The 22,035-nt window shown below is 68.6% G+C and carries 19 protein-coding genes; 13 read left to right on the top strand and 6 right to left on the bottom strand.

The window, feature by feature from the left end:
- Positions 1–85 precede the first annotated feature (85 nt).
- The 4 genes from OG959_RS04200 to nhaA form a co-directional block, all read right to left on the bottom strand.
- On the bottom strand, positions 86–1,144 hold the full coding sequence (locus OG959_RS04200; protein ID WP_326656667.1) for a PP2C family protein-serine/threonine phosphatase: 1,059 nt from the start codon (positions 1,142–1,144) through the stop codon (positions 86–88).
- A gap of 230 nt (positions 1,145–1,374) precedes the next feature.
- Positions 1,375–2,430 carry a PucR family transcriptional regulator gene (locus OG959_RS04195; RefSeq protein ID WP_326656666.1) on the bottom strand — a complete coding sequence of 352 codons (1,056 nt, stop codon included), beginning with the start codon at positions 2,428–2,430 and terminating at the stop codon, positions 1,375–1,377.
- A 74-nt stretch (positions 2,431–2,504) separates the two neighbouring features.
- Positions 2,505–2,990: an STAS domain-containing protein gene (locus tag OG959_RS04190; RefSeq protein WP_326656665.1), complete on the bottom strand. Its 486-nt coding sequence runs from the start codon at positions 2,988–2,990 to the stop codon at positions 2,505–2,507.
- Positions 2,987–4,303 (bottom strand): Na+/H+ antiporter NhaA, encoded by a 1,317-nt coding sequence (gene nhaA / locus OG959_RS04185; protein WP_326656664.1) that lies wholly within the window; start codon positions 4,301–4,303, stop codon positions 2,987–2,989. The genes OG959_RS04190 and nhaA overlap by 4 nt, the downstream gene beginning before the upstream one ends.
- 332 nt (positions 4,304–4,635) lie before the next feature.
- Here nhaA and OG959_RS04180 point away from each other — a divergent pair, with 332 nt between their 5' ends.
- The 7 genes from OG959_RS04180 to OG959_RS04150 all read left to right on the top strand — a co-directional run bounded on the left by OG959_RS04180 (position 4,636) and on the right by OG959_RS04150 (position 10,548).
- Positions 4,636–4,914, top strand: a complete 279-nt coding sequence (locus OG959_RS04180; RefSeq protein ID WP_326656663.1) for a hypothetical protein — start codon at positions 4,636–4,638, stop codon at positions 4,912–4,914.
- A 124-nt stretch (positions 4,915–5,038) separates the two neighbouring features.
- Positions 5,039–5,458, top strand: coding sequence for a hypothetical protein (locus OG959_RS04175; RefSeq protein WP_326656662.1), 420 nt, complete (start codon positions 5,039–5,041; stop codon positions 5,456–5,458).
- A 22-nt stretch (positions 5,459–5,480) separates the two neighbouring features.
- Positions 5,481–6,071, top strand: coding sequence for a hypothetical protein (locus OG959_RS04170; RefSeq protein ID WP_326656661.1), 591 nt, complete (start codon positions 5,481–5,483; stop codon positions 6,069–6,071).
- A gap of 105 nt (positions 6,072–6,176) precedes the next feature.
- Positions 6,177–6,794, top strand: coding sequence for a DDE-type integrase/transposase/recombinase (locus OG959_RS04165; RefSeq protein WP_326656660.1), 618 nt, complete (start codon positions 6,177–6,179; stop codon positions 6,792–6,794).
- A 224-nt stretch (positions 6,795–7,018) separates the two neighbouring features.
- Positions 7,019–8,227: a tyrosine-type recombinase/integrase gene (locus OG959_RS04160; RefSeq protein WP_326656659.1), complete on the top strand. Its 1,209-nt coding sequence runs from the start codon at positions 7,019–7,021 to the stop codon at positions 8,225–8,227.
- Positions 8,228–9,368: 1,141 nt separating this feature from the next.
- Entirely contained in the window at positions 9,369–10,118 is a 750-nt protein-coding gene (locus OG959_RS04155; protein ID WP_326656658.1) for an HNH endonuclease signature motif containing protein, read from the top strand.
- A gap of 130 nt (positions 10,119–10,248) precedes the next feature.
- Positions 10,249–10,548 carry a CoA transferase gene (locus OG959_RS04150; RefSeq protein WP_326666202.1) on the top strand — a complete coding sequence of 100 codons (300 nt, stop codon included), beginning with the start codon at positions 10,249–10,251 and terminating at the stop codon, positions 10,546–10,548.
- A gap of 335 nt (positions 10,549–10,883) precedes the next feature.
- On the opposite strand, the gene OG959_RS04145 is transcribed toward OG959_RS04150, so the two are convergent.
- Positions 10,884–12,257 (bottom strand): pyridoxal phosphate-dependent decarboxylase family protein, encoded by a 1,374-nt coding sequence (locus OG959_RS04145; protein ID WP_326656657.1) that lies wholly within the window; start codon positions 12,255–12,257, stop codon positions 10,884–10,886.
- A gap of 130 nt (positions 12,258–12,387) precedes the next feature.
- On the bottom strand, positions 12,388–13,170 hold the full coding sequence (locus tag OG959_RS04140) for a FadR/GntR family transcriptional regulator (RefSeq protein WP_326656656.1): 783 nt from the start codon (positions 13,168–13,170) through the stop codon (positions 12,388–12,390).
- A gap of 195 nt (positions 13,171–13,365) precedes the next feature.
- On the opposite strand from OG959_RS04140, the gene OG959_RS04135 reads away from it, so the two are divergent.
- The 6 genes from OG959_RS04135 to OG959_RS04110 all read left to right on the top strand — a co-directional run bounded on the left by OG959_RS04135 (position 13,366) and on the right by OG959_RS04110 (position 21,995).
- On the top strand, positions 13,366–14,721 hold the full coding sequence (locus OG959_RS04135) for an MFS transporter (protein ID WP_326656655.1): 1,356 nt from the start codon (positions 13,366–13,368) through the stop codon (positions 14,719–14,721).
- Positions 14,718–16,070 (top strand): M20 family metallopeptidase, encoded by a 1,353-nt coding sequence (locus OG959_RS04130; protein ID WP_326656654.1) that lies wholly within the window; start codon positions 14,718–14,720, stop codon positions 16,068–16,070. The genes OG959_RS04135 and OG959_RS04130 overlap by 4 nt, the downstream gene beginning before the upstream one ends.
- 118 nt (positions 16,071–16,188) lie before the next feature.
- Positions 16,189–17,841, top strand: coding sequence for an amidohydrolase (locus OG959_RS04125; protein ID WP_326656653.1), 1,653 nt, complete (start codon positions 16,189–16,191; stop codon positions 17,839–17,841).
- Positions 17,842–18,434: 593 nt separating this feature from the next.
- Positions 18,435–19,139, top strand: a complete 705-nt coding sequence (locus OG959_RS04120) for a hypothetical protein (protein ID WP_326656652.1) — start codon at positions 18,435–18,437, stop codon at positions 19,137–19,139.
- A gap of 902 nt (positions 19,140–20,041) precedes the next feature.
- The gene (pcaDC, locus tag OG959_RS04115) at positions 20,042–21,319 is read left to right on the top strand and encodes a bifunctional 3-oxoadipate enol-lactonase/4-carboxymuconolactone decarboxylase PcaDC (protein WP_326656651.1); all 1,278 of its coding nucleotides are present in this window, start codon (positions 20,042–20,044) and stop codon (positions 21,317–21,319) included.
- Between the two features lie 13 nt (positions 21,320–21,332).
- Complete coding sequence (locus tag OG959_RS04110) at positions 21,333–21,995, top strand: MBL fold metallo-hydrolase (RefSeq protein ID WP_326656650.1); 663 nt, start codon at positions 21,333–21,335, stop codon at positions 21,993–21,995.
- The last annotated feature ends 40 nt before the right edge of the window (positions 21,996–22,035 follow it).

The raw sequence follows: 22,035 nt of genomic DNA, 5'->3' as shown, positions 1-22,035 counted from the left end.
GACTGCGCATTCCGGACCCGCGGAGCCGGAGGGGTATCGGCCACAGGGTCTCGTCCGTGGCCCCCCTTCCGCCCGGACTGGTTCTTCATTGCTGGTGGTAGCGCAGCAACAGCATCGCGGCGTCGTCGTGCAGGGGGCCGTCGACGTGGCGGACCACGTCTTCGCGCAATGTCTCGAGGGCTGTCTGGGCGTCGGTGGCTGCGAGCAGAGCGGTCCGGTTACCCAGAGGGTAGAAGGTGCCTGTACGGTCCCGTGCTTCCGTGACGCCGTCGGTGTACAGCAGCAGCTGGTCGCCCGGGCCGAAGCGGGCGCGGTAAGGCTGTGGGGGTTGCCCGCCGTGCAGGCCCAGTCCCAGCGGAAGCGCGTAGGCAGTGGGGAGCGGAAAATCGACGGTGCCGTCACGACGGACGAACATCGGGGCCGGATGCCCATGGTTGAGGAGGACCACTTCCTCGTCCCTCACCTCCGCCAAGACGGCGGTCACGAACTTCTCACCGTTCACCTCGCGGGCCACGCTGCGTTCGAGACGAGTGCCGAGTTCCGTCAGGTCCCGCGCGTCGTGTGCGGCCTCGCGGAAGGCGCCCAGAACGACAGCGGCTGTCTCCACCGCCGCAAGGCCCTTGCCCTGCACATCGCCGACGATGACGCGGATCCCGTGAGGTGTGGACACCACCTCGTACAGGTCTCCGCCGATCCGGGCCTCCGCGACTGCGGAGGTGTATGAGACGGCGATGCGCAGCGAGCCCGCGCTGGGCGGCACCGGCCGCAGCAGTACTCGCTGCGCCACCTCGGCGATGGAGCGGACACTGGCCAGCTCCTCCTCGCGCCGCCCCCGCATGAAGGCCGCGGCGACAGCGGCCACGGTGACTCCTGCCACCGAGCACATGGCCGTGAAGCCGCGGCGCGTGTCGAACAGCCCGTCGTACATGCCGAGGCCCACGCAGAGGACCAGCGCTGCGGCACCCGTCAGCGCGGGACGCCGCCACGTTCCGATCAGTCCGGCGAAGGCCGGCCCGAGCGATACCAGAGGAAGGAACCCCACGGTGGGGCCCGCCGTGAGGTCCACCAAGGTGACGATCACCATGGCCACGGCCGGAAAGCAGGCCAGCAGCACGGCTCTGTGCCGCTGCTCGCTGCTGGTCATGGTGTTTCTCCGCTCGTGCCACCCTCCCGGCTGTGCCGAGTGCATTCCTTTAGGTTACGCAAAGATTGCACCAGCCAAGAGTCCGCGGGGAAGCCTCGTTACGCAATCGAAGCCTCCCCATGCCAGCCTTGGTACCGGTCTGGCCAGGCGGTCCGCCGGGCTTTACCCCCGGTGCTGTCCTGAGCATTTCGCGCCTGATCCGTGCCCCGCCGTACGGTTCACCGGCGGGCCTACAGCTTCTGTTCGGGCCAGTTGAGGAGGCGGGCCCCGATCACGGCTGTCTGCAGTGTGTAGCGGTGGCGGGGGTCTGTCGGGTCGGATCCGGTGAGTTGGTGGATGCGTTCAAGGCGGTAGGTGAGTGCTCGCACGCTGAGGGCGAGCCGGCGGGCGGCCTCGGCAGCCACGCAGCCGGCGTCGAAGTAGGCCGTGAGGGTCTGCAGGAAGGGTTCAGGGCCACCGCGTGCTGCGAGGAGTGGACCCAGAGTCGTGAGGACTAGGTCGGCCATGGCCTGACGGTCCCGGGTCAGGACGGGGTAGACGAGCAGGTTCGAGGCATGAAGTACGGGCTCCTCCAGCTCCAGCCGGCCGGCCAGGTCCAGGGCGCTGCGGGCTTCCTCGTAGGAGTGGACGACTCCGCCGGCGCCCCGGTGGGTCCGCCCAATCGCTGTGCGGCCGCCGTCCGTCGCGGCGTACGCCTGCCGGGCGAAGTAGGTGAGGACGTCCGTCTGGTCGCCCGGGGCGACGCAGACGAGCAGACCCTCCTTGGTGGTGAGCAGAATCCTGCGTTCCCCGAACCGGCCGATGACCGCGCGTTCGACACGCCTTGGTACCGAGTCGCCTTCTGCGTAGGGGGCAGGCCCCTGCGCGACGGCCACGGCATGGGCGTGGGAGAGCTGCAGGCCGAAGCGTTCGGCCCGCTCGGCAAGGCGGCCCAGGTCGCTGCGCCCGTAGAGGAGGTCATCGATGAACTCACGCCGCGCTGCCTCCTGCTGCCGCACCGCAAACCGCTGTGCTCTTTCGTACCCCTCACAGAGAGCTTCGACAGTCTGCTGAACCGCGCTGAGCACGTCGTCCGGAGTACCGGGCAGACCCGGCCAGGCGGCTCGTATCTCCGCGATGTGCTGAACGATCGGGGAGCGCAGGGACGAACCGCCGCCGGCTGCCTCCTCCCCGAATTCGCGGAGCGGTTCCAGTTCGGTCCGGGTGAGCCGTCGTCCGGTGATCGAGGAGGACGCCAGCAGCGCGGCATAGTCGTCGAACGTGTCGGTGGTGCGGTCCTGCCCCATGTTCGACCCCCGCTGTCACGTTCCGGGCCCGGCGCTGAGCCGGACCAGGAGAGCTTGGTTCTGGTGGGCACGATTCAGGTGCCGGTCTTATCGGTGTAGGTGAGGAAATGGTCCAGGCCGACACGGTGGAGGGTGCTGCGTACCTGGGCGTTGGCGCCGATGACCACCACGGAGGTTTCTCTGTGGCGTGCGTTGCGCACGGCCGTGAACAGGACCTGGGTGCCTTCCGTGGTGAGGAGGCTGACTTGGCGCATGTCCACCTGTAGTTGCGGTGGCGTGGAGGTGAGTGCTGTGGTGATGCGGCGGCCGAATCGCTGGGCGTTGCGTGCGGTGATCTCTCCGCGAAGCCGCACCACGGCCGGTGCAGAGACATCTATGCCCCTGTGCAAGTACAGCAGCGAACGGGCGGTGACCAGCATCATCCGGAGCGCGGTCGCTGCTGCCAGTAGGCAGAGCAACTGCGCGGCGTCGGAGTGAAGTGTGGCGCCGGCCCAGAGTGACACAGCGGTGAGGGCCAGCCAGACGGCTGCCTTGGCCAGGTACGCGTGGTGCTGGTTCATCTTCCACCGCCCGGGTTGTGCTGGTAGATGTCGGGAATGCCGTCGTGGTCGTCGTCCAGGTCTTCGGCCTTGCACAGGCGCCGGTAGATGCGGTCACGGCGTTTGAGGAGGATGGCTGCGACCGTGGCGGCGGTGAGGGAAGCCACGAGGACCGCGGCTTTGATGTGATCGGCCTGGGCCGGGTCGGGGAAGGAGAGTTCCCCGATCAGGAGTGCCACGGTGAACCCGATGCCGGCCAGGACCGAGAGGCCCAGTACATCGGCCCATGCCAGGTCCGGGTTGAGCCGGGCCCGGGTGAAGCGGGCGGTGAGGTAGGTCCCGGCGAAGATCCCGACGGTCTTGCCCACCACCAGACCGACTATGACGCCCAGTGGCTCCGGGCGGGTGAACACCGCCTGCAGAGCCGCCGGAGAAACACTGACACCTGCGGCGAACAGTGCGAACAGCGGGACGGCGACGCCTGCGGAGAACGGCCGCAACAGATGGGCGGTGCAGTCGCCGGGCGAGACCTTCTCGGCCCGCCGCCCCTCACCGGGGCCGTCCGGGGTGGTCCGGAGGATCAGCCCCATAGCGACCCCGGCGACCGTGGCGTGGATGCCGCCGTTGTACATCAGCACCCAGGTGACGACGCCCAGTGGCACGTACCACCACCAGCCGCGCACCCTCATGCGCTGCAGCAGCCAGAAGAGGACGAGACCGGCAACAGCGCCGGCCAGGGCCAGCAGGTTCAGATCACTGGTGAAGAACACAGCGATGATGAGAATGGCGCCGAGGTCGTCGACGACCGCCAGCGTGAGCAGAAAGGCGCGCAATGCGGAGGGCAGACTCGTGCTCAGCACCGCGAGTACGGCCAGTGCGAACGCGATGTCGGTCGCCATCGGAACGGCCCAGCCGGTCAGGGAACCGCCCGACGCCGACGAGACGGCGACGTACAGAACAGCGGGCACCGCCATGCCGCACAGGGCAGCGGCGACGGGCAAGGCCGCTGCGGCCGGAGTGCGGAGCTCCCCGACCACCAGTTCCCGCTTCAGCTCGATTCCGGCGACCAGGAAGAACACGGTGAGCAGACCATCCGAGGCCCAATGCCCCACAGACAGGTCCAGGCCCAGCCACGGGATCCCGAAGTGGGCATCACGCACCGCCTCGTAAGCCCCGCTCCACGGAGTGTTCGCCCACACGAGGGCGACCAACGCGGCAACGAGCAGCACCAGGCCGCCGACCGTTTCGGTTCGCAGTGCCTCGGAGACGGCTCGGCGTTCGCCCCAGGGCAGCAGCCCAAGCAGCGTCGGACGTTCACGATCGGCGTCGGACAAGACGTACCCCTCGGGGAGATGGACGACTGACGGAGACACCTGTCCCCTGAACGCCGACCAGACTTCCCGGCACACCAGCGCGAATTTTGACGCGTTGCTCACACCCTACCGAGCCCGGCCCGCCGCCACTGGGCCAGTTGAGCGAGCGCACGGGCAGCGGCCGCGTCACGCGCCTGGTCGCTGCTGAGAGCTCATCGACGATCTCGGACGAGTTCCGCACAACGTCCAGACGCAACCGAAGCAATAGCGGGCGGCTTCATGCGCGCGTGACAGGGCCAGAAGCGTCATGCGTACGCCGCTGAGATCCGTACCGAGACTGTGATCATTGTGTGGTGAGGCCCTTTGCGGCCCTTTCCGTCTCCCGCACAGGCGGTGACGTTCCGCTGACGGTCGCGGAGACCGCGGTCGACACCGTCGTGGTCATGGGAGCGACCAAAATGGGGGCCACTCTCGGAGCCACGATCGGCACCGCCATCGCGCCCGGCGTGGGAACCGTCATCGGCGGGGCCATCGGCGCCGGCGCGGGAGCCGTCGCAGGCATCATGGCGACGGGAACCGTCAACAACGTGATGTCGAAGGGATGGAAGGGAGTCAAGGGCTGGTTCAGCTGACAGCCAGGCCGTCGCAACGCGCCGGGCAGGCCCCGCAGGCCGTCACGTACCCGCAGGGCCTGCCCGGCGGCTCCCTCCCAGCAGGAGGGACCGTGCACGAACAGCACATGGAGGGATCGCGCAAATGCCGTACTTCATCGGACTCTTCTTCGTGACCGGGTCCGCATTCATGACCTGGAAGGTCACTCAGCTCTGGCGCGACGCCGGCTTGGTCGACCACTTCATGCAGACCTTCGCCTTCATGCCGTTCGGCAAGGAAGTCAAACGAGGAGAGGTACGGTCCCTCGCCCTGACCGTCGTGTCCCTCTGGGGCGTCACGGTCCTCCTCCTCCTGGGTCTCTTGGACGTGGAAATGGCCGGCCCGATATCGGTTCTCTTCGCCCTCACCGTGGCGGTCATCCTCCTCTGCATCCTGTGCGAGGTGGCTGTCGTCCTGTTCAACGCCCCGAAGTTCCTCGTGCCGCCCCACATGCGTGCCGACCTCGGGGTACTGGCCGCCCGCCGGGCCGAGCGGGCGACGCGAATGCGGAGAGCCGGATCCTGACCTCTGCGCATACGCTGCTGTCGTGAATTCCGCCGAGATAACACCAGCCGCGGCCCGGTCCCGTGCCCGACTCGCGGCCTCCGGCGCCGCATTCCTCATTCTTTCTCCCTTTATCGCCTGGTTGCTGGCCCTGGTGGACATCCTTCCCGATGGCACGTCAGTGATCCTCGCGGTGACCGCGGGGCTGGCCGGATTCCTCCTACTCCAGGTGCTGTGCGAGGAAACGGGGCTGGTTCAGTGCTCGATGTCGCGTGTGACCGCCCGGACGCTGACCGGCGCGCGCATGCTGGACCTCACAAGCATCCGAGACGTCCGGCTGCTCACCAGCATCACCCGCGGCGGGCGGACGTCCCATGCTGTCGTCGTGCGTGACAGCCATGGTGTGCGCGTCGGTCTCACGTCGGTCAGAAGTCAGCGGGCGTTGGTGCGTGCGCTGCAGCGCACCGGTGCCGACGAGCAGGCTGCGCCGAGCGTCAGTGCGGCTGCCAGTGCGCACCTCGGCCTGGGAGACCGGTGGCATCGCGCAGTGCACACCATCATCACCCTTCCCCTGCAAGTCCTCGTCCTGGCGCTCTACGTGGCGCTTGTTCTCGGACTCGCTAGGTTGCAGTAGGGTCGCCGGCCCTTGCAGCTACAAGCAGCGCAGAATTTCATCTTGGGGCGGCCCGATAAACGCCGTTCCGCTCCGCCCCAACCCGCTACGCCCCCCACCTGGGCCGTGGACTTCACCTACGTTGCGACCTGGACGGGCGTCGTCTACGTCGCCTTCGTTGTGGCTACCTTTTCACGCCGCATCGTGGGCTGGTCCGCCTCCACGTCGAAGGAGACCCGGCTCGTCCTGGACGCGCTGGAGATGGCGCTGTGGCATCGCGACTGCGGCCAACACCCTTATGTGCACAGTGAGTTGATCCATCACTCAGATGCCGGGTCGCACTACACGAGTTTCCGTCTCGCCGAGCACCTGGATGCAGCCGGTCTCGCGGCGAGCATCGGATCGGTCGGGGACGCCCTGGACAACGCTCTGATGGAATCAACCATCGGTCTATACGGAACCGAATTGATCAAGCCGCAACGGCCCTGGAATACGCTCTCCCCGGTCGAACTGGTCACCGCTGAATGGGGCGACTGGAACTGCCACCGGCACCTCCACGGTGAGATAGGCCACGTCCCGCCCGTCGAGTACGAGAACAACTACTACCTCACGCCCACGAAACTCCAGGGTCACAACCACTATCTGAGGTCTCTACCGAACCCGGGGCGATCCAACCGTGCGGCCCTCGCGGGCGGTCGGCATAGCCGCGACGGGCAAGCTCTCGCCTCGCGAGGCGGTGTGTAGCAGATGATCCCCGGTTACCGAAACCGGGGATCGTCCCGAGTATTGAGGGTGTTCGCACTCGGCTGTGCTTGGCAGCGGAGCCGTGGCGGATGCAGCAGACAACACCACAAGCCCCGGACGGGGCGAGCACCGTTGTCTGCTGCCATGACGACCGCGGTGCCCTTCGCTGAAATGTAGCGGCGCCTTCGCTGATGTGGAGTTTCCACGCCCCCTAAGGAGAGTGAGTGATCCTGTCTGATCCGATCAAGAAGCTGCCGCCGAACGCGAAGGGGCAGGTCCGGTACCGGTTTGTGGTCGACGTCGGGACCCATCCGGCCACTGGGAAGCGTAAGCAGTTGACCCGTACCTTCGGCACGCTCAGGGAGGCGAAGGCCGAGTACGCGCGGATCACGGTGCGGAGTCATGAAGGGGCGTTGGTGCCACGCCACACGATGACCGTGAACGTGTGGCTCGATCAGTGGCTCGCGAAGAAGGCGGAGGACCTGGAAGAGTCGACGATCTCCACCTACAGGGTGACCCTGGACCGTGTCCGGGGCAGGCTTGGGCACATTCGGCTTCAGGAGCTCACCGAGGACGATGTCGAGGCGTGGATGCTGTGGGCGCTTCGGGAGGGCCGGGTACGCGCTACGAAGGCCGGGCCCGGGCTGGGGGTCACCTCGGTGGAGATGTCTCTCACGCGGCTGAAGGAGGCCCTCAACCGGGCCGTGACACGGGGCCTGGTTGTGGTGAATGTCGCCCGGGAAGTGACGATCCCCCGGAAGGTGCGCAGGGCCGAGCGGCGGGTCAAGGCAGAGGTTCCGCCCTGGAGTGTCGCGGAGGTCCGTGCCTTCGTGCTTGCCGTGAAGGACCACCGGCTGTACGCCCCCTTCCTCCTCTCGCTGATGGGGCTGCGCCCGGCGGAGGTGTGCGGCATGCGGTGGGCCGATCTGGATCTGGACCGAGCCACCCTGGCCGTTGCCAACACCCGCACATTGATGGGGAACACGACCGTGGTGGAGAAGGACACGAAGTCGCTCGCCGGCGATCGGAGCCTTCCGCTGCCTGCTCCCGTCAGAGACGCTCTCAGGAGCTTCAAGGCCACGCAAGCAGCGGATAAGCTCGCGGCGGGGCAGACGTACGAGGGCAGCGGGTATGTGCTGGTGGACGATCTCGGGGCGCCGCTCGACGTGCGGCAGTTGCGCGAGCAGGCGTACAAGGTGATGGCCGGTAACGCGCTGCGGCGGGTGCGTTTGTACGATGCCCGTGCGAGTTGCTTCACCTACCTGGCGAACCATGGGGTTCCTGATCACCTTCTCGCGCGGTGGGCGGGGCACGCCGACGTCGGGACGACGAAGCGCTGGTACGTGAAGCCGGACGTGGAAGATCTTCGTTCTGCGGCGGATACCTGGGGCGGTCTGACCGGTCTTCCGACCCCTGTCGTGAGAGAAATGTGAGACGTGGGAGCGTGGTCGGGTGAGTGAGACGACTACGAACACCCTGCAATACCGCTTTGACGGGCCAAAAGACGCTCCAGTCCTGATCCTGGGCCCTTCCCTCGCGACAACATGGCACACGTAGGCAGAACCGTCTTCTGGCGTCCACCTGGTCCAATTCGACGCTGTTCACGCGGGTTTGGACTTGGTGGTCCAGGTGCGTCGACGGTGTTGGTGACAGGCGCCGTGACAGGACGTGTGTGACGGCATCGGTAATAGGGCGAAGGACTTGCCGATGGGCCACGCGGGGCCTCTCCCGAAGCCATGAGGCGAGGCCCCACTGGAGCGCTCTGGTTGGGCGTCGCCCTGAGTTCGACTGTGCTTGAACGCCTGACGCGTTCGGCTTTTCCGCAGTTCGTGGCCGTGTGATGCTCACGGGAGCGGCGGATCTGCGATCGCGGCTACAGGCAACGTCGTAATCGTGAGACGGCGGGGAGGCACGGCAGGGCTGGCACGAGGAGGGTTTCGTGTCAGGGGCCGTAGGGGGTCCAGTGCCCGAGGAACGGCTTCAGGTCGTCTGCTCGTGGTTCGGGGATGAGGAGCATCCGGAGTGGCGTGTTCAGCGGGTCGAGGCGCTCTGCGGTGGCTTCTGCCCCGGAGTCACGCCACTGGGGCGTCGATCCCCCTGGCCAGCCGTGGACGCTAGCCGTCTCGTCGACTTCTACCCGAACAGGTAGCTGCTCGAAGCTGTCGACCTGAGGGCAAGTCTGAGAAGTATGTGGCTACGCCAGTGGGCGCCTCGCGCCCCAACTGCCCAGAGGGCCTGACTGCCTGGGCGACTAACGCCTCGCATACGGAAGATGATCTAGATTGGTTTCCTGGCTCCTTCAGTGGCGGCAGTCGCCCTTACGCAGGCGGAATGAAGTCTGCGCCGCCCGCGACGGCGTCCAGCTCTGGACTCAGCGGTGAAGCGACGTCAGTGGAAGGCGTGCTTCACCGAGCACCACAGGGACTTCCCGCCTGGCGGGCGGCGAAGGCTGCCACCTTGCACCCGCCGACCTTCGATCTGACGCCGCGACGCGGTGCACTGATCAGCGGCCGAATTGTCAGTGCCTCTCCGTATGGTGTCGTACAACCATGCGACAAAGGGGTGGATGTGGCCGTGACCAAGCAGGATGCGCTGAGCAGGGACCGGGGCAACCAGCCGCTCTGGGTGTGGATCATGGTCCTAACTGCCCACGCCGGTCGCTGCGTGTACTGCGACGAGAGGCAGTCAGAAACGCTGGAGCACGAGGCACCCCTGGCTAGCGAAGCGGGACGGGACATCTGGTGGAACCTTGTTCCAGCCTGCGACCGGTGCAACGGCTGGAAACACAAGAAGAGTGCGAGCGAGTGGGCGTTTGACATGAAGATGCACCACGCTCACCCGAAGGTCGGCTTCGCCCGCCACGCACTTCCGCTCCAGGCCGTTGAGGGAATCAAGGAGCGAATAGCTCAAGTGCAGCGCGAGATTCAGGGCGCCGCCCGGCGCACGTGGTTCGAGCGTCACTACGGCGACGTGAAGACCCCGCGGCTCCGGTTCGAGAAGCATGAGGAAGTCGAACGGTGCACGAAGAAGCTGCAGGGCTACTCCTATCCGCCGTGGGAGTCGACAGAGGCAGGGCAGTCAGAGACGACCTGTATGCGCATCCTGTGCTGCGGCTACCACCAGAAGGACTCGACTCTGGAGTTCGTCACATTGCCCAAGGCTGATCGCAGGGACCTGGAGCGGATGGCGTACGCGAGGGGGCTATGGACTGGCGACTTGATCGGCGCTCTGCTGAAGGCGGCACTCGACGAGTGGCGTCAGTCCCGGCCAGCTGAGGGGAACCCTCAAGGCGGCGCAAAGTTGCCCCTCTCGCCTCAGTCCTGACGTGCGAGGACGCCTCCAGGACGACCTTGAAATGGGGGCACGGTCTTGGCTGCTAAGAGGTCTTAACAGAGGTCGCTAGGCTTGGATGATCGTTGGACCGTTCGTAGGGAAGAGGGAGCCGCCTCCATGAATCATCTCGGAGGTCAACGCGCTGCTCACCAAGGTGTTCGCAGCCCGCGACCACGACTGGTGGCAAGAGCGCCTCACGGCGATCGGGGCGCCCTGGGCGCCGGTCATCACCCGCCCCGCCGAGCTCCTGGCCGATCCGCACGCCGTGGCCCGCGACCTCTTCACCCGCCCCGGCGGGCCAGGCACACCACCTCAGGCCCGCTTCCCTGTCACCTTCGGGGCCGGTCTTGACACCTTCCGTGCCGCGGCCCCCAATCTCGGCGAACACACGCGGGAACTCCTCACCGGAATCACTGAATAACGCCCACCGCGCTGCGCACCGAGGAAGGACCTCAATCGGTCGATCTGCGTGATCTGCCGACGGGCTTGCGGTACCGGGCTGTTCCCGCGGTAGCGGTGAGCCCTGTGTCCTGGGTGCCGGTGGCGACATTTACGGTCTGCGCATGACTGATCAGTGGTGGGTGGACGTACGTCAGCGGGCTGCGATCGCAGCGTGTGGCGCGGTGAGCTGTTCTCGGCGGCAGCGCTCGTGCGCGGCAGCGGAGGGCGCCGTGCTCGACGGTCCAGCACGTGACGCCGCCTCGCCCCTGTTCCCGGGTCGGTGCGATGCGCCCGACTCTCCTGGGTCTGCGGTTGTCAAGCCTCGTGTGGACGGGCCGGTTCGGCCGTCATCGTGGCCAGGATGTCCCGGACGGTGTCCATAGTCAGGCCCGGGTGCAGGAAGGCGAACCTGGTCACGGTCTCGCCCTCCCATACCGTCGGTACCACGAAGGCGATCTGCCGCTCCAGGAGCTGGCGCGACCATGTGTCGTAATCTTCGGGCCGCCAGCCGGTGCGGCGCAGGAGCACCACCGACAGTTCCGGGTCCCGCAGCAGTTCCAGGCCGTCGGTGGCACGGATCAGCTCGGCGGTTTCCGTCGCGAGCCGGTGCCCGGCCTCGACGGCCTCACGGTAGGCGTCGGTGCCGTGGACCGCGAGGGAGAACCAGAGCGGGAGGCCGCGAGGGCGCCGCGTGAGGTGGTACGCGTAGTCGCTGGGGTTCCACTCCTGCGGGGCGTCGGTGTGGATGCAGTCCAGGTACGAGGCGTCCTGGGTGTGCACGGTGCGCGCGAGCGCCGGGTTTCGGTAGATCAGGGCGCCGCAGTCGAACGGGGTGAACAGCCACTTGTGCGGGTCGATGACGAGGGAGTCGGCGTGCTCGATGCCCGCGAAACGCTCGCGCAGGCGCGGCGAGAACAGAGCCCCGCCGCCGTAGGCCGCGTCGACGTGGAACCACAGGCCGTGCTCGCGGGCCACCTCGGCGACTCCCGCGAGGTCGTCGACGATGCCGGCGTTGGTGGTGCCCGCGGTGGCGACGACGGCGACGACACTCGCCGCGTCGGGATCGGCTGCCAGCGCGGCGCGAACTGCCTCGCCGGTGAGGCGGTGGTCCGTGGTGGGGACCACGAGGGCGCCGACGCCCATGATGCGCAGGGTGCTGCCGATGGAGGAGTGGGCCTGGTCGCTGACGGCGACGCGGGGCCGGGCGACTGGGGCGCCGTCGAGGGTGCGGGCGGTGTCGCGGGCGACCAGGAGTCCAGAGAGATTGCCCGCCGAGCCGCCGCTGACGAAACAGCCGCCGGCGTCAGCGGGCATCCCCGCGAGGTCGGCGAGCAGGCGCAGGACCTGGTTCTCCGCGGCAACTGCCCCGGCCGCCTCCAGCCAGGAGACTCCGTGCAGGGACGAGGCCGAGAGCACCATGTCGAAGAGGGCGGCGGCTTTGGTCGGGGCGCCCGGGATGAACGACAGGAAGGTCGGACTGTCGCAGGAGACGACGGTGGGCTCGATGTGGTCGGCGTACAGGCGCAGTACCTCGGTGGCGTCGGCCGGTTCGCTTCCGAGGGCGTCCTTGAGTGCGATGTCCAGCTCCGTCGCGTCGCCCAGCCGGCCGAGCGGTGCGGGATCCAGCCGCAGCCGGTTCTCCACGTGAGCGAGAACGGTGCGGGCGAGGGCTTCTTCGTAGCGGTGCACAGTGCCGTACCTCCAGGAGCTGGGCGCCCGAGGCGGCGCCTGACACGGGTGCGGCTTAATTGGATTCATCCGGACCCATTTTGGAGGCTAGCCACAGGTGCGCCCGCAGGTCAATGCGCGGCCGCGCTCTTCAGCTCTCGCCCATCGTCTCGAAGTGGTCGAGCAGCACCAGGAACTGGCGGTGGGAATCCTCCAGGTGCTCGCGCATCCGGGTCTCGGCCGCTTCGGCGTCCCCGGCGAGCACGGCGAGTGCGATGGCCCGGTGCTCCTCGCAGAAGACCTCGGAAAGGTCGCTGTCGGCCGGGTAGACGAGCGACCAGTCGCACTCCAGCCACAGTGCGTTGGCGCGCACGAACATGTCCGTGCGGGCCGATGCCACAGCCTCGGTGAGCACCTCGTTGCCTGCCGCTGCGGCGATCGCCAGGTGGAACCGGGAGTCCACCTGGTGATAGGCGGCCAGGTCGGCAACTTTTTCGTCGAGCATGCGCACCAGGGCGCGCCGGCCCACGGTGGAGCCCCGCCGGGCCGCGAGCCCGGCCGCGAACGGCTCGACGGCTGTGCGGTACTCCATGTGATCGCGGATGGTGGCCCGGAAATCGGCGACCACGGCGGCGCGTTCACCGGTCACCGCCGGTGCCGGACGCACCCGCGTGCCGCCGGAACGGCCCAGGGTGGTGACGACTAGGCCCTCGTCGGCGAGGTGGCGCACGGCCTGGCGCACGGTGTTGCGGCCGACGCCGAGGGCGGCGGCCAGCTCCCGTTCCGGGGGCAGCCGGCTGCCGGGTGCGAAGCCGCCCAGGGCGATGCGCTTGCGCAGGATCTCCGTGACCATGTCGCGAGAGGGCGTGCGCTGCCCCGGCCGCGGCACCCCGTCATCCGTCGCCGCCCCGTTCGTACCCGGCTCGTTCGCCACGTGCGCTCCCTCGTCTTATTGGACTCAATCGGACCCTATTGACAGTGCAATCGCCGCGCCATAGCGTCCGGTTACCACTTTATGGGTCCAACCGAACCCATAGTGCTGGTCTGCGTATCCCCGGTCGGCCGTCAGCACCACCACCCCCCGCTCCCTCGCGGTCTGCCGTCCTGCCCTCAGAAGGAGCCCCGGCCCATGACGCACCCCGCACCACCGGCCACCGAACGCCGGCAAAGTCCGCTGCGCATCGCGACCGCCACGCTGATCGGCACCAGCGTGGAGTGGTACGACTTCGGCATCTACAGCACCGCGGCCGCCCTGGTCTTCCCCAAACTGTTCTTCCCCGACATGAGTCCCGCGCTCGGCGTGCTCAGCTCCTTCGCCACCTTGGCCGTGGGCTCGCTCGGCCGGCCGGTCGGCGCCATCCTCTTCGGACACATCGGCGACCGGTACGGTCGCAAGCGCGCGCTCATCGGCTCCCTGCTCCTGATGGGCGTGTCCACCTTCCTGATCGGTGTGCTGCCGAGCTACGCGGTGGCCGGCGGCCTCGCCCCGGCACTGCTCCTGCTCATCCGGATCACACAGTCCCTGGCCGTCGGCGGTGAATGGGGCGGTGCCGTCCTGTACGCGGTGGAGAACGCACCGCCGGGCCGCAAAGCCCTGTACGGATCGTTCCCGCAGATCGGCGACGGGATCGGCTTCTTCCTCGCCACCGGCGCCTTCACACTTGCCGCGCTGCCGGGACACGACGCCCTCCTCGCGTGGACCTGGCGCATCCCCTTCCTGTTGTCGAGTGTGCTCGTCCTCACCGGGCTGATCATCCGCACTCAGCTCGAAGAGTCACCCGAGATCAAGGAAGCGCTGCGACAGGAGAAGGAAGGTGGTGACCTCGCCGGGAAACTGCCCCTGCTGAACGTCGCACGTTCCTCCTGGCGCACCTGGCTGCTGGCCATCGGAGCGTTCCTCATCACCATCGGCGGCTTCTACGTCATTGTCACCTTCATGTCCGCGTATGCCGTGGCACACCTCGGGTTCACCGACGCCGAGACGTCCGCCGCCGGCATGTTCGCCTCAGTCGTGGTGATCGTCTTCACACCGCTCACGGCGCTGCTCGCCGACCGGTACGGCGTGCGGCGCATCACCCTGATCGGGATGTCCGCGCACCTCGTGGTCGCCTTCCCGATGTTCTGGCTCGCCGGGTCACAGAGCGTCGTAGGGCTGTGGGCGGGCATGGGACTCGGCATGCTCGCCAGCACCATCGCCTACGCAACCGTCGGCACGATGATCAGCGAGTGGTTCCCACCCCGGATCCGCTACACCGGCCTGTCCCTCGGCTACCAGATCGCCGGCCTCCTCGGCGGAGGCATCGTCCCGCCGCTCGCGCAGTGGCTGGCCGGCGGGTCGGGGGCCTCCTGGACCCCGGTGGCCGTCCTCTTCGCCGTGATGACCCTGATCAGCATCGTCTGCGTGCTGGCGTACCGGCCGGACACCAAAACCGGCACCACCACCACCGCGGCCACGGCCGACACTCTTCTGCAAGGGACCCGATGAACTCGTCCACCACACCGCCCAGCGCCTCGCCGGCGGGCCGCGCCCACCTGGAGCGGGCCGCCCGCGCGGCAGAGCGTGCCGCTGCCGCCGCACCCGCCTGGGACTCCCCCCACGACGGGGCGGGCGAGGCGGTGCACGCCCGGATCGACACCGCTGTGGCCGAGCGCCATGCCGAGGTGCTGGCGCTCAGCCACGCACTGCACGAGGACCCCGAGCCGGGCTTCGAGGAACACCGCGCCGCCGCCCGCGTCGTAGAGCTCCTGCGCGCCCACGGCATCACGACGGAACTCGGCGTGCACGGTCTGCCGACGGCGCTGCGCGCCACGGCCGGATCAGGCTCCGGACCCACCATCGCCGTGCTCGCCGAGTACGACGCGCTCCCGGGCATCGGACACGGATGCGGCCACAACATCATCTGCGCCAGCGCGGTCGGCGCCTTCCTGGCACTGACCACCGTGGTTGCTGAGACCGGCGGCACCGCCGTTCTCCTCGGCACGCCCGCCGAGGAGAACGGCACCGGCAAAGAACTCCTGGCCCGCTCAGGCGCGTTCGAAGAAATTGACGCGGCCGTGATGATCCACCCCTTCGCGGGGCCCGACCTGGCCGATGCCCCGTTCCTGGGGCTGCGCGAGGTGGTGGTCGAATACACCGGCCTGGCCGCGCACGCCTCCGGCGCCCCGTTCATGGGGCGCAACGCGCTGGACGCGGTGGTCGCCGCGTACCAGGGCGTCTCCGCGCTGCGCCAGCACATGCTGCCGTCCGACCGGGTACACGGTGTGATCACCGACGGCGGCACACGTCCCAACGTGGTACCCGAGCGCGCCGAGGCCCACTTCTATCTGCGGTCGGCCACCGTCGAGTCACTCGCGGAACTCTCCGACCGGGTCCAGCGGATCTTCGAGGGCGCCGCAGCGATGACGGGCACCCGCGCGACCGTGCGCTGGGACGACTGCCCGCCATGTCTGCCGGTACGCAACAACGACACGCTCGCCTCGACGTTCGCGGTGCACCTGACCGGCCGAGGCAGGACCGTCGTGTCCGGGAGAGCGGCACCGGACAGCGCCCACGGCTCCACGGATCTGGGCAACATCAGCGTACGCATCCCGGCGATCCACCCGATGCTGTCGATCGCGCCGACCGGAACGGCCCTGCACACCGCTGAGTTCGCGGCGTACGCGCAAGGTCCCGAGGCAGACACCGCCGTGCTCGACGGTGCGGCGGCACTGGCCCGCACCGCCGCCGACTTCCTGGCCGACGCCGGGCTGCGGGCTGCGGTACGGCGTGAGTTCGCGGAGGCGGGCGGCACCATCGACGTACCGCATCTGCTGACCGCCCCGAGTCCCGCCTGACGGCCCGCCGGGCGCCGCAACCCGCTGCCGGCCCGGCCCGCGCATCCACCTGCGGGCCGGGCCGGCAACGCCCGACCAGAGCTCCTCTTCCGACCCGCGCCACGCCATGGAGTCCCGCATGCCCACATCTCACGTCCCGGCCCCCGACCTGATCCTCACCGGCGGCACCGTCCATACGGTGGACCGCACCCGGCCGCGAGCCGAGGCGGTGGCCGTGACCGGCGGCCGCATCACCATGGTCGGCTCGGCCGCCGAGGTGTCGGCGGTGGCGGCCTCCTCCACCGAGGTCGTCGATCTGTGTGGCCGGCTGCTGCTGCCGGGATTCGTCGACGCGCACAACCACGTACGGCTCGGATCCGACGAGGACAGCGCCCAGCTGGCGGGCGCCGACAGCCTCGCGGAAGTGCACCGGCGGATCGCCGCCTGGGCCGCGGCCCACCCGGGGGCCGACTGGATCGAGGCGGAGGCTTTCGACTACGGCGCGATTCCCGGCGGCCGGATGCCCACGGCCGCCGACCTGGACGTGGTTACGGGTGACCGGCCCGCGTTCGTGCTCACTTACGACGTGCACAGTGTGTGGCTGAACACGGCGGCGCTGCGTCGGCTCGGCGTCACCCGGGACACCGAGCGATTGCCGTTCGGCGTGGTGGAGAAGGACCCGGCGACCGGCGAACCGACGGGCTTCCTCACCGGGTTCGCGGTGCTGGGACTGGCCCGGGACGGGCAACGGGCGCTCGCGGAGTTCCTACCGTGGGCGGGCGACAGCCGGCGCTACCACCGGCTGTGCCGCTCTCTCGACATGGCGGCGGAGAGCGGCCTCACCACCGTGGTCGAGCCGCAGAACTCGCTGGACGACCTGCCGCTGTTCGAGCGGGCGCGCGGCGAGGGCAGACTGCGCTCACGGCTGATCGCGGCGCTGTTCCATGGGCGCGGCACCACGGCGGCCGAGCTGGACGAATTTGCCGCAGCGGCGAAGAAGTTCGACGACGACCAGTTCCGGGTGGGCCCGCTGAAGCTGTACATCGACGACGTCGTCGAACCCCACACCGCCGCCCTGCTGGAGCCGTACGCCAACGAGCCGGGCAACTCGGGCCGCACGTTCTACGACCCCGAGGAGTTCGCCGCCGTCCTCACCGAGCTCGACCGGCGTGGATTCCAGACCTTCACGCACGCCACGGGCGACCGGGGCATCCGGGTCGCGCTCGACGCGCACGAGGCAGCCCGCCGCGCCAACGGCCCGCGCGATGCCCGCCACCAACTCGTACACGTGGAGTGCCTGCACCCCGGTGACGTCGACCGGTTCGCCCGGCTCGGCGTGGTCGCCTGCATGCAGCCCCGGCACGGCGCGCCGGATGTGGCCGGGCCGGGCAAGGACTGGGCGGAGGGCGTCGGTCAGGACCGCTGGGCGCATGCCTGGGCGTTCCGTTCGCTGCGCGACGCCGGTACGACGCTGGCGTTCTCCAGCGACTGGAACGTCGCAGAGATGGATCCGCTGGCCCACCTCTACACGGCGGTCACCCGGCGCGACCGTGACGGTGGCCGCGCCTGGGTCCCCGAGCAGGCCATCACCCTGGAGGAGGCCGTGGAGGCGTACACGCTGGGCAGCGCGTACGCCAACTTCTGCGAGAATGACCGGGGTTCGGTAACCGTCGGCAAGTATGCGGACTTCGCAGTGGTGTCGCAGGACGTGTTCGCCGCGCCCGCGGAGGCGCTGCGAGACGCGGCGATCGACCTGACGGTGGTGGGCGGTGAGATCGTGTACGCCCGCTGACGGCCCGGCGTGCCGATGCCTGCGGGCTGCCGGGGCTCATCCTGTGGACTCTTGCTCACAACCGTGGGGAGATCGCCACGGCTGGCATCGAATCGCGCACCGAAGCCCCCACAGAGTTTTGGTGAGCAAGCCTACGAAGTAGCGCGGGGCTGGACCTGCGCGAAATGGCGAGGTCGCCGATGTCGACAGATCTCAATTGTTAGAAACGCTGTCGTCCAAGCAGAGCGGCAGGTGGCGACAGTTCTATCGTGACGAAGCCAAAGGTTGTTGCAGGAGGGTGGGTGTGGGCAGGCCGGGATGGCGTTTGACCTGCAGCGGAATGACAGCCGTGGCGGCGCCCGCCCGGTGAATGAACCGACCTGGAATCCATGCCTGCCCGTGGCCGCGTCGGGTGGGAGCGGGCGCGGCTCAGTTGCCGGGTAGGAATCGCGCACCGGAGTGGCCGGCACGGGTTCTGACCCGTCGAGACAGCTGTGAAGTTCACTGCCCGAGGGCCTTCGGCTCGACGGCAGCCGGCGTCTCTTCGTCCAGATCAAAGCCTGGGATCCGGATGAGCAGGACGTGACGCTGCGCCACCTCATACGCCCCGAGGCATGCCTCCGGCGAACGCGTCCGAGCAGCTGACCGAGGCGACGCCCGCCGACGGATCGGTGTCCTGGGTGATCGATACGGTCACGGGCATGGGATTGGACATCACGGTGCTGATTGCCGACTGGTCGTGGCTGGGTGAGGTCGCGCCAAGGCAGAGGCTCTCGCGGTTGAGGGACGCCTGGTACGACGACGAGACCGGGATGTGGGATCACGACGCACCGGCGCCCGAAGGCGACTGGGAATGGCCACGGGGACCGCACAGCGACTCCTTCGCCGTCTACGAGTTCCGGCGGACCGCCGGCTCGTTCAAGGCGCACTTCTGGGCCGGGGAGCGGTGGGAGTCCGTACGCGACCACGCCGACCCGCTGCTGCGGACCGGGTTGGACACGTTGCTGCTCGGGCTGATCTGGAGAGGGCTGGACGGCGAGGCAGAGCACATGGATCCGGGCTTTTTCGACGATGACCCCGCCGTCTCCTATGGCGTGCTGCTCGCGCGGTCGCCGGACAGCGTGCGGGAACTGGCCGCGACGTGGGGTCGGGTACGTCCGCTGCTCGGCGGGCTGCGTGGGGCCTTCGACGAGCATGCCGCCGTTTCCCGTGGGTGGGTCGGCGAATTCGACGGTTTCACCGACTTGTTGGACGACTGGGGCCACGTCCTGTCCGAAGCAGCCCGGCGAGGCTGGGGGGTCGTGGGTCTGAGCGAGTAGGACGCGGAGGCGCGGCCGGTCACGCACCGACTGCACCTACGCGCCGAGAGTGTGGGCCGGCCGCGGGCCAACCCCACTTCTCTGGCTGAGGAGGTGGCTGCGTGGTCAGAAGACCTGCCGCACGGTGCGTAGCCGATGTTCGTCTTCGCGCATGTCTTGTCGGTGCTGGGCATCAACTGTCAAATGTTCTCAACTGGCCGTCAGGTTGGAACACCGGCTTCGACGTGCAGTGAGGGTCGGGAGTATAGGTGGGTGCTGTCCCGGGTCTGGGGTCTGACTCATGACTCGTCTGACCGAGGTGTCCTGTTGTCACATTGTCGGCCGTTGACCGGGGATGGTGCGTTGTCGGTGCCGGGCCGACGGGGTGTGTCCCAATAGGGGCCTGCCGAATGATATGGCGTCCTCACGTTCCTGACCGTCCGACGTGGCCCGGTACCGGCAACGCGACGCGTCATCGGATCGGAGGGACGGCGGCATGCTCAGTTCAACTGTGTCCAGCGCGGCACCTGCTCCGAAGTCCCTCCGCCGTCGGCCTGTGCGGGAGGTGGCTTGGGAGTAGACCGCATCGGGGATACGCGGCTGAACAGCGAGGCGTCCCTCGCCGCGCTGCGCGGTGCCAGTCCGTCGAGCGTTCCTCGGGACGCCGGCGGTCCCGTCGCCTCAACCGCCGGCGGCCGCCGTCAAGCAAAATGCTGCACTCCACCGCATTGTGCACATGTGCAAGCGGGTCGCCCCACGCGCTGAGGGTCACCTGAGCGTCGGATCAAGGAGGGCAGGACCCGACGCAGGAACGTCCTTTACCTGAAACGCTAGGCTGCCCGGGAGGTCTTTCACCTGGTCGGATAGCTGGAACCAGACCCCCGATCATAGGGGCTGTCGTGACAGATGAGAGGGTCGGGCGGGTGAGCGAGACACCTCCGAACACCCTGCAATACCGCTTTGACGGGCCAGAAGATGCCCCGGTCCTCGTCATAGGCCCCTCCCTCGGTACTACATGGCACATGTGGGACCGGCAGATACCCGAGCTCACCCAGCACTGGAGAGTCTTCCGCTACGACCTCCCGGGGCACGGCGGCGCGCCCGCGCATCCCGCCATCGGCGTCGGGGAGCTCGCGGACCGGCTGATGGCGACGCTCGACGGACTCGGGGTGCAGCGTTTCGGCTACGCGGGCTGCTCCATCGGCGGTGCGATCGGCGCCGACCTCGCGCTGCGCCACCCGCAGAGGCTCGCCTCGCTGGCTCTGGTGGCGTCCTCGGCCCGGTTCGGCAGCGCCGACGAATTCCGTCAGCGCGGGGTGATCGTCCGTACCAACGGGCTGGAGCCGATGGCGCGCACCGCGCCGGAGCGCTGGTTCACGCCGGGCTTCGCCGCTGCGCAGCCGGCCATCGTCGAATGGGCCGTCCAGATGGTCCGTACCACCGATCCCGGCTGCTACATCGCCGCCTGCGAGGCCCTGGCGGCCTTCGACATCCGCGGTGAGCTCGGCAGGATCGGTGTTCCCACGCTCGTCCTGGTCGGTGCCGAGGACCAGGTCACCGGTCCCGGTGACGCCCGGACCCTGGTCGCGGGCATACCCGACGCACGGCTCGCCCTCGTCCCGGGCGCCTCACACCTGGCTCCCGTCGAGCAGCCGGGAGCCGTCACCGACCTTCTGCTCACGCACTTCTCCACGGCCTGGCAGGACACCCTGGCCGCGATTCCCGCGACCTCGTTCGCACCCAGGCTCTCCGCTCCTGTGCTGCCCGTCGCGGAGCTCACCGCGGCCACCGCGCAGCCCGAAGCGGAGACCGGTGGGCGCGCCGACCCGTACGGGCGGGGTATGAAGATCCGCCGTGAGGTGCTCGGTGACGCCCATGTGGACGGGGTCATGGCCGCCGCCGACGACTTCACCGGCGACTTCCAGGAGTTCGTCACCCGCTACGCCTGGGGCGAGGTCTGGGGCCGGGAGGGCCTTGACCGGCGCACCCGCAGCAGCGTCACGCTGACCGCGCTGGTCGCCTCCGGACACCTGGAGGGCCTGGCCGCTCACGTCAGCGCCGCCCTGCGCAACGGACTCACCCCGGCCGAGATCAGGGAAGTGCTGCTGCAGACCGCCGTGTACTGCGGGATTCCGGCCGCCGGTGCCGCTTTCAGGATCGCCCAGTCCGTGATTCAGGCCGAAACGACGCCTCCCGCGTAGCAGGATGGGCCGTATGAACGCCCAGAACTCCGAGCCGCTCGCGCTCACGCTGACCAAGCAGTCCCACTCCTGCGTCCGACTGGAGAAGGACGGGCGCACGCTCGTCATCGACCCGGGCGGGTTCTCGGAGCAGGACGCCGCGATCGGCGCCCAGGCGATCCTGGTGACGCACGAGCACCCCGACCACTTCAACGAGGAGCGGTTGCGGGCCGGACTGGAGGCCGACCCGGCCGCCGAGATCTGGACGCTGCGCAGTGTGGCCGAGAAGCTCGCGGCCGCGTTTCCGGGGCGTGTCCACACCGTCGGGCACGGCGACACCTTCTCGGCCGCCGGGTTCGACGTCCAGGTGCACGGCGAGCTGCATGCCGTGATCCACCCGGACCTTCCGCGGATCACGAACGTCGGCTACCTGGTGGACGGGTCCGTCTTCCACCCCGGCGACGCCCTCACCGTGCCGGAGCAGCCGGTCGACACGCTGCTGCTTCCGGTGATGGCGCCCTGGAGCAAGATCTCCGAGGTGGTCGACTACCTCCGCGAGGTCGAGCCGCGCCGCGCCATCGACATCCACGACGCGCTGCTCACGGATCTGGCCCGCCCGATCTACGACACCACCATCGGCAACCTGGCCGGCGCGGACCACGCCCGGCTGGCCCCGGGGGAGTCGACCGGCGTGTGACGGGCGCCGCCCCCGCCACTGTCAGTGGGAGCCGCTAGGT

It is taken from the genome of Streptomyces sp. NBC_00385, assembly GCF_035917155.1.
GTDB classification, from domain to species: Bacteria; Actinomycetota; Actinomycetes; order Streptomycetales; family Streptomycetaceae; genus Streptomyces; species Streptomyces poriferorum.
The sequence above is the reverse complement of the archived record's forward strand: the minus strand, read 5'-3'. Positions and strand labels throughout refer to the sequence as shown.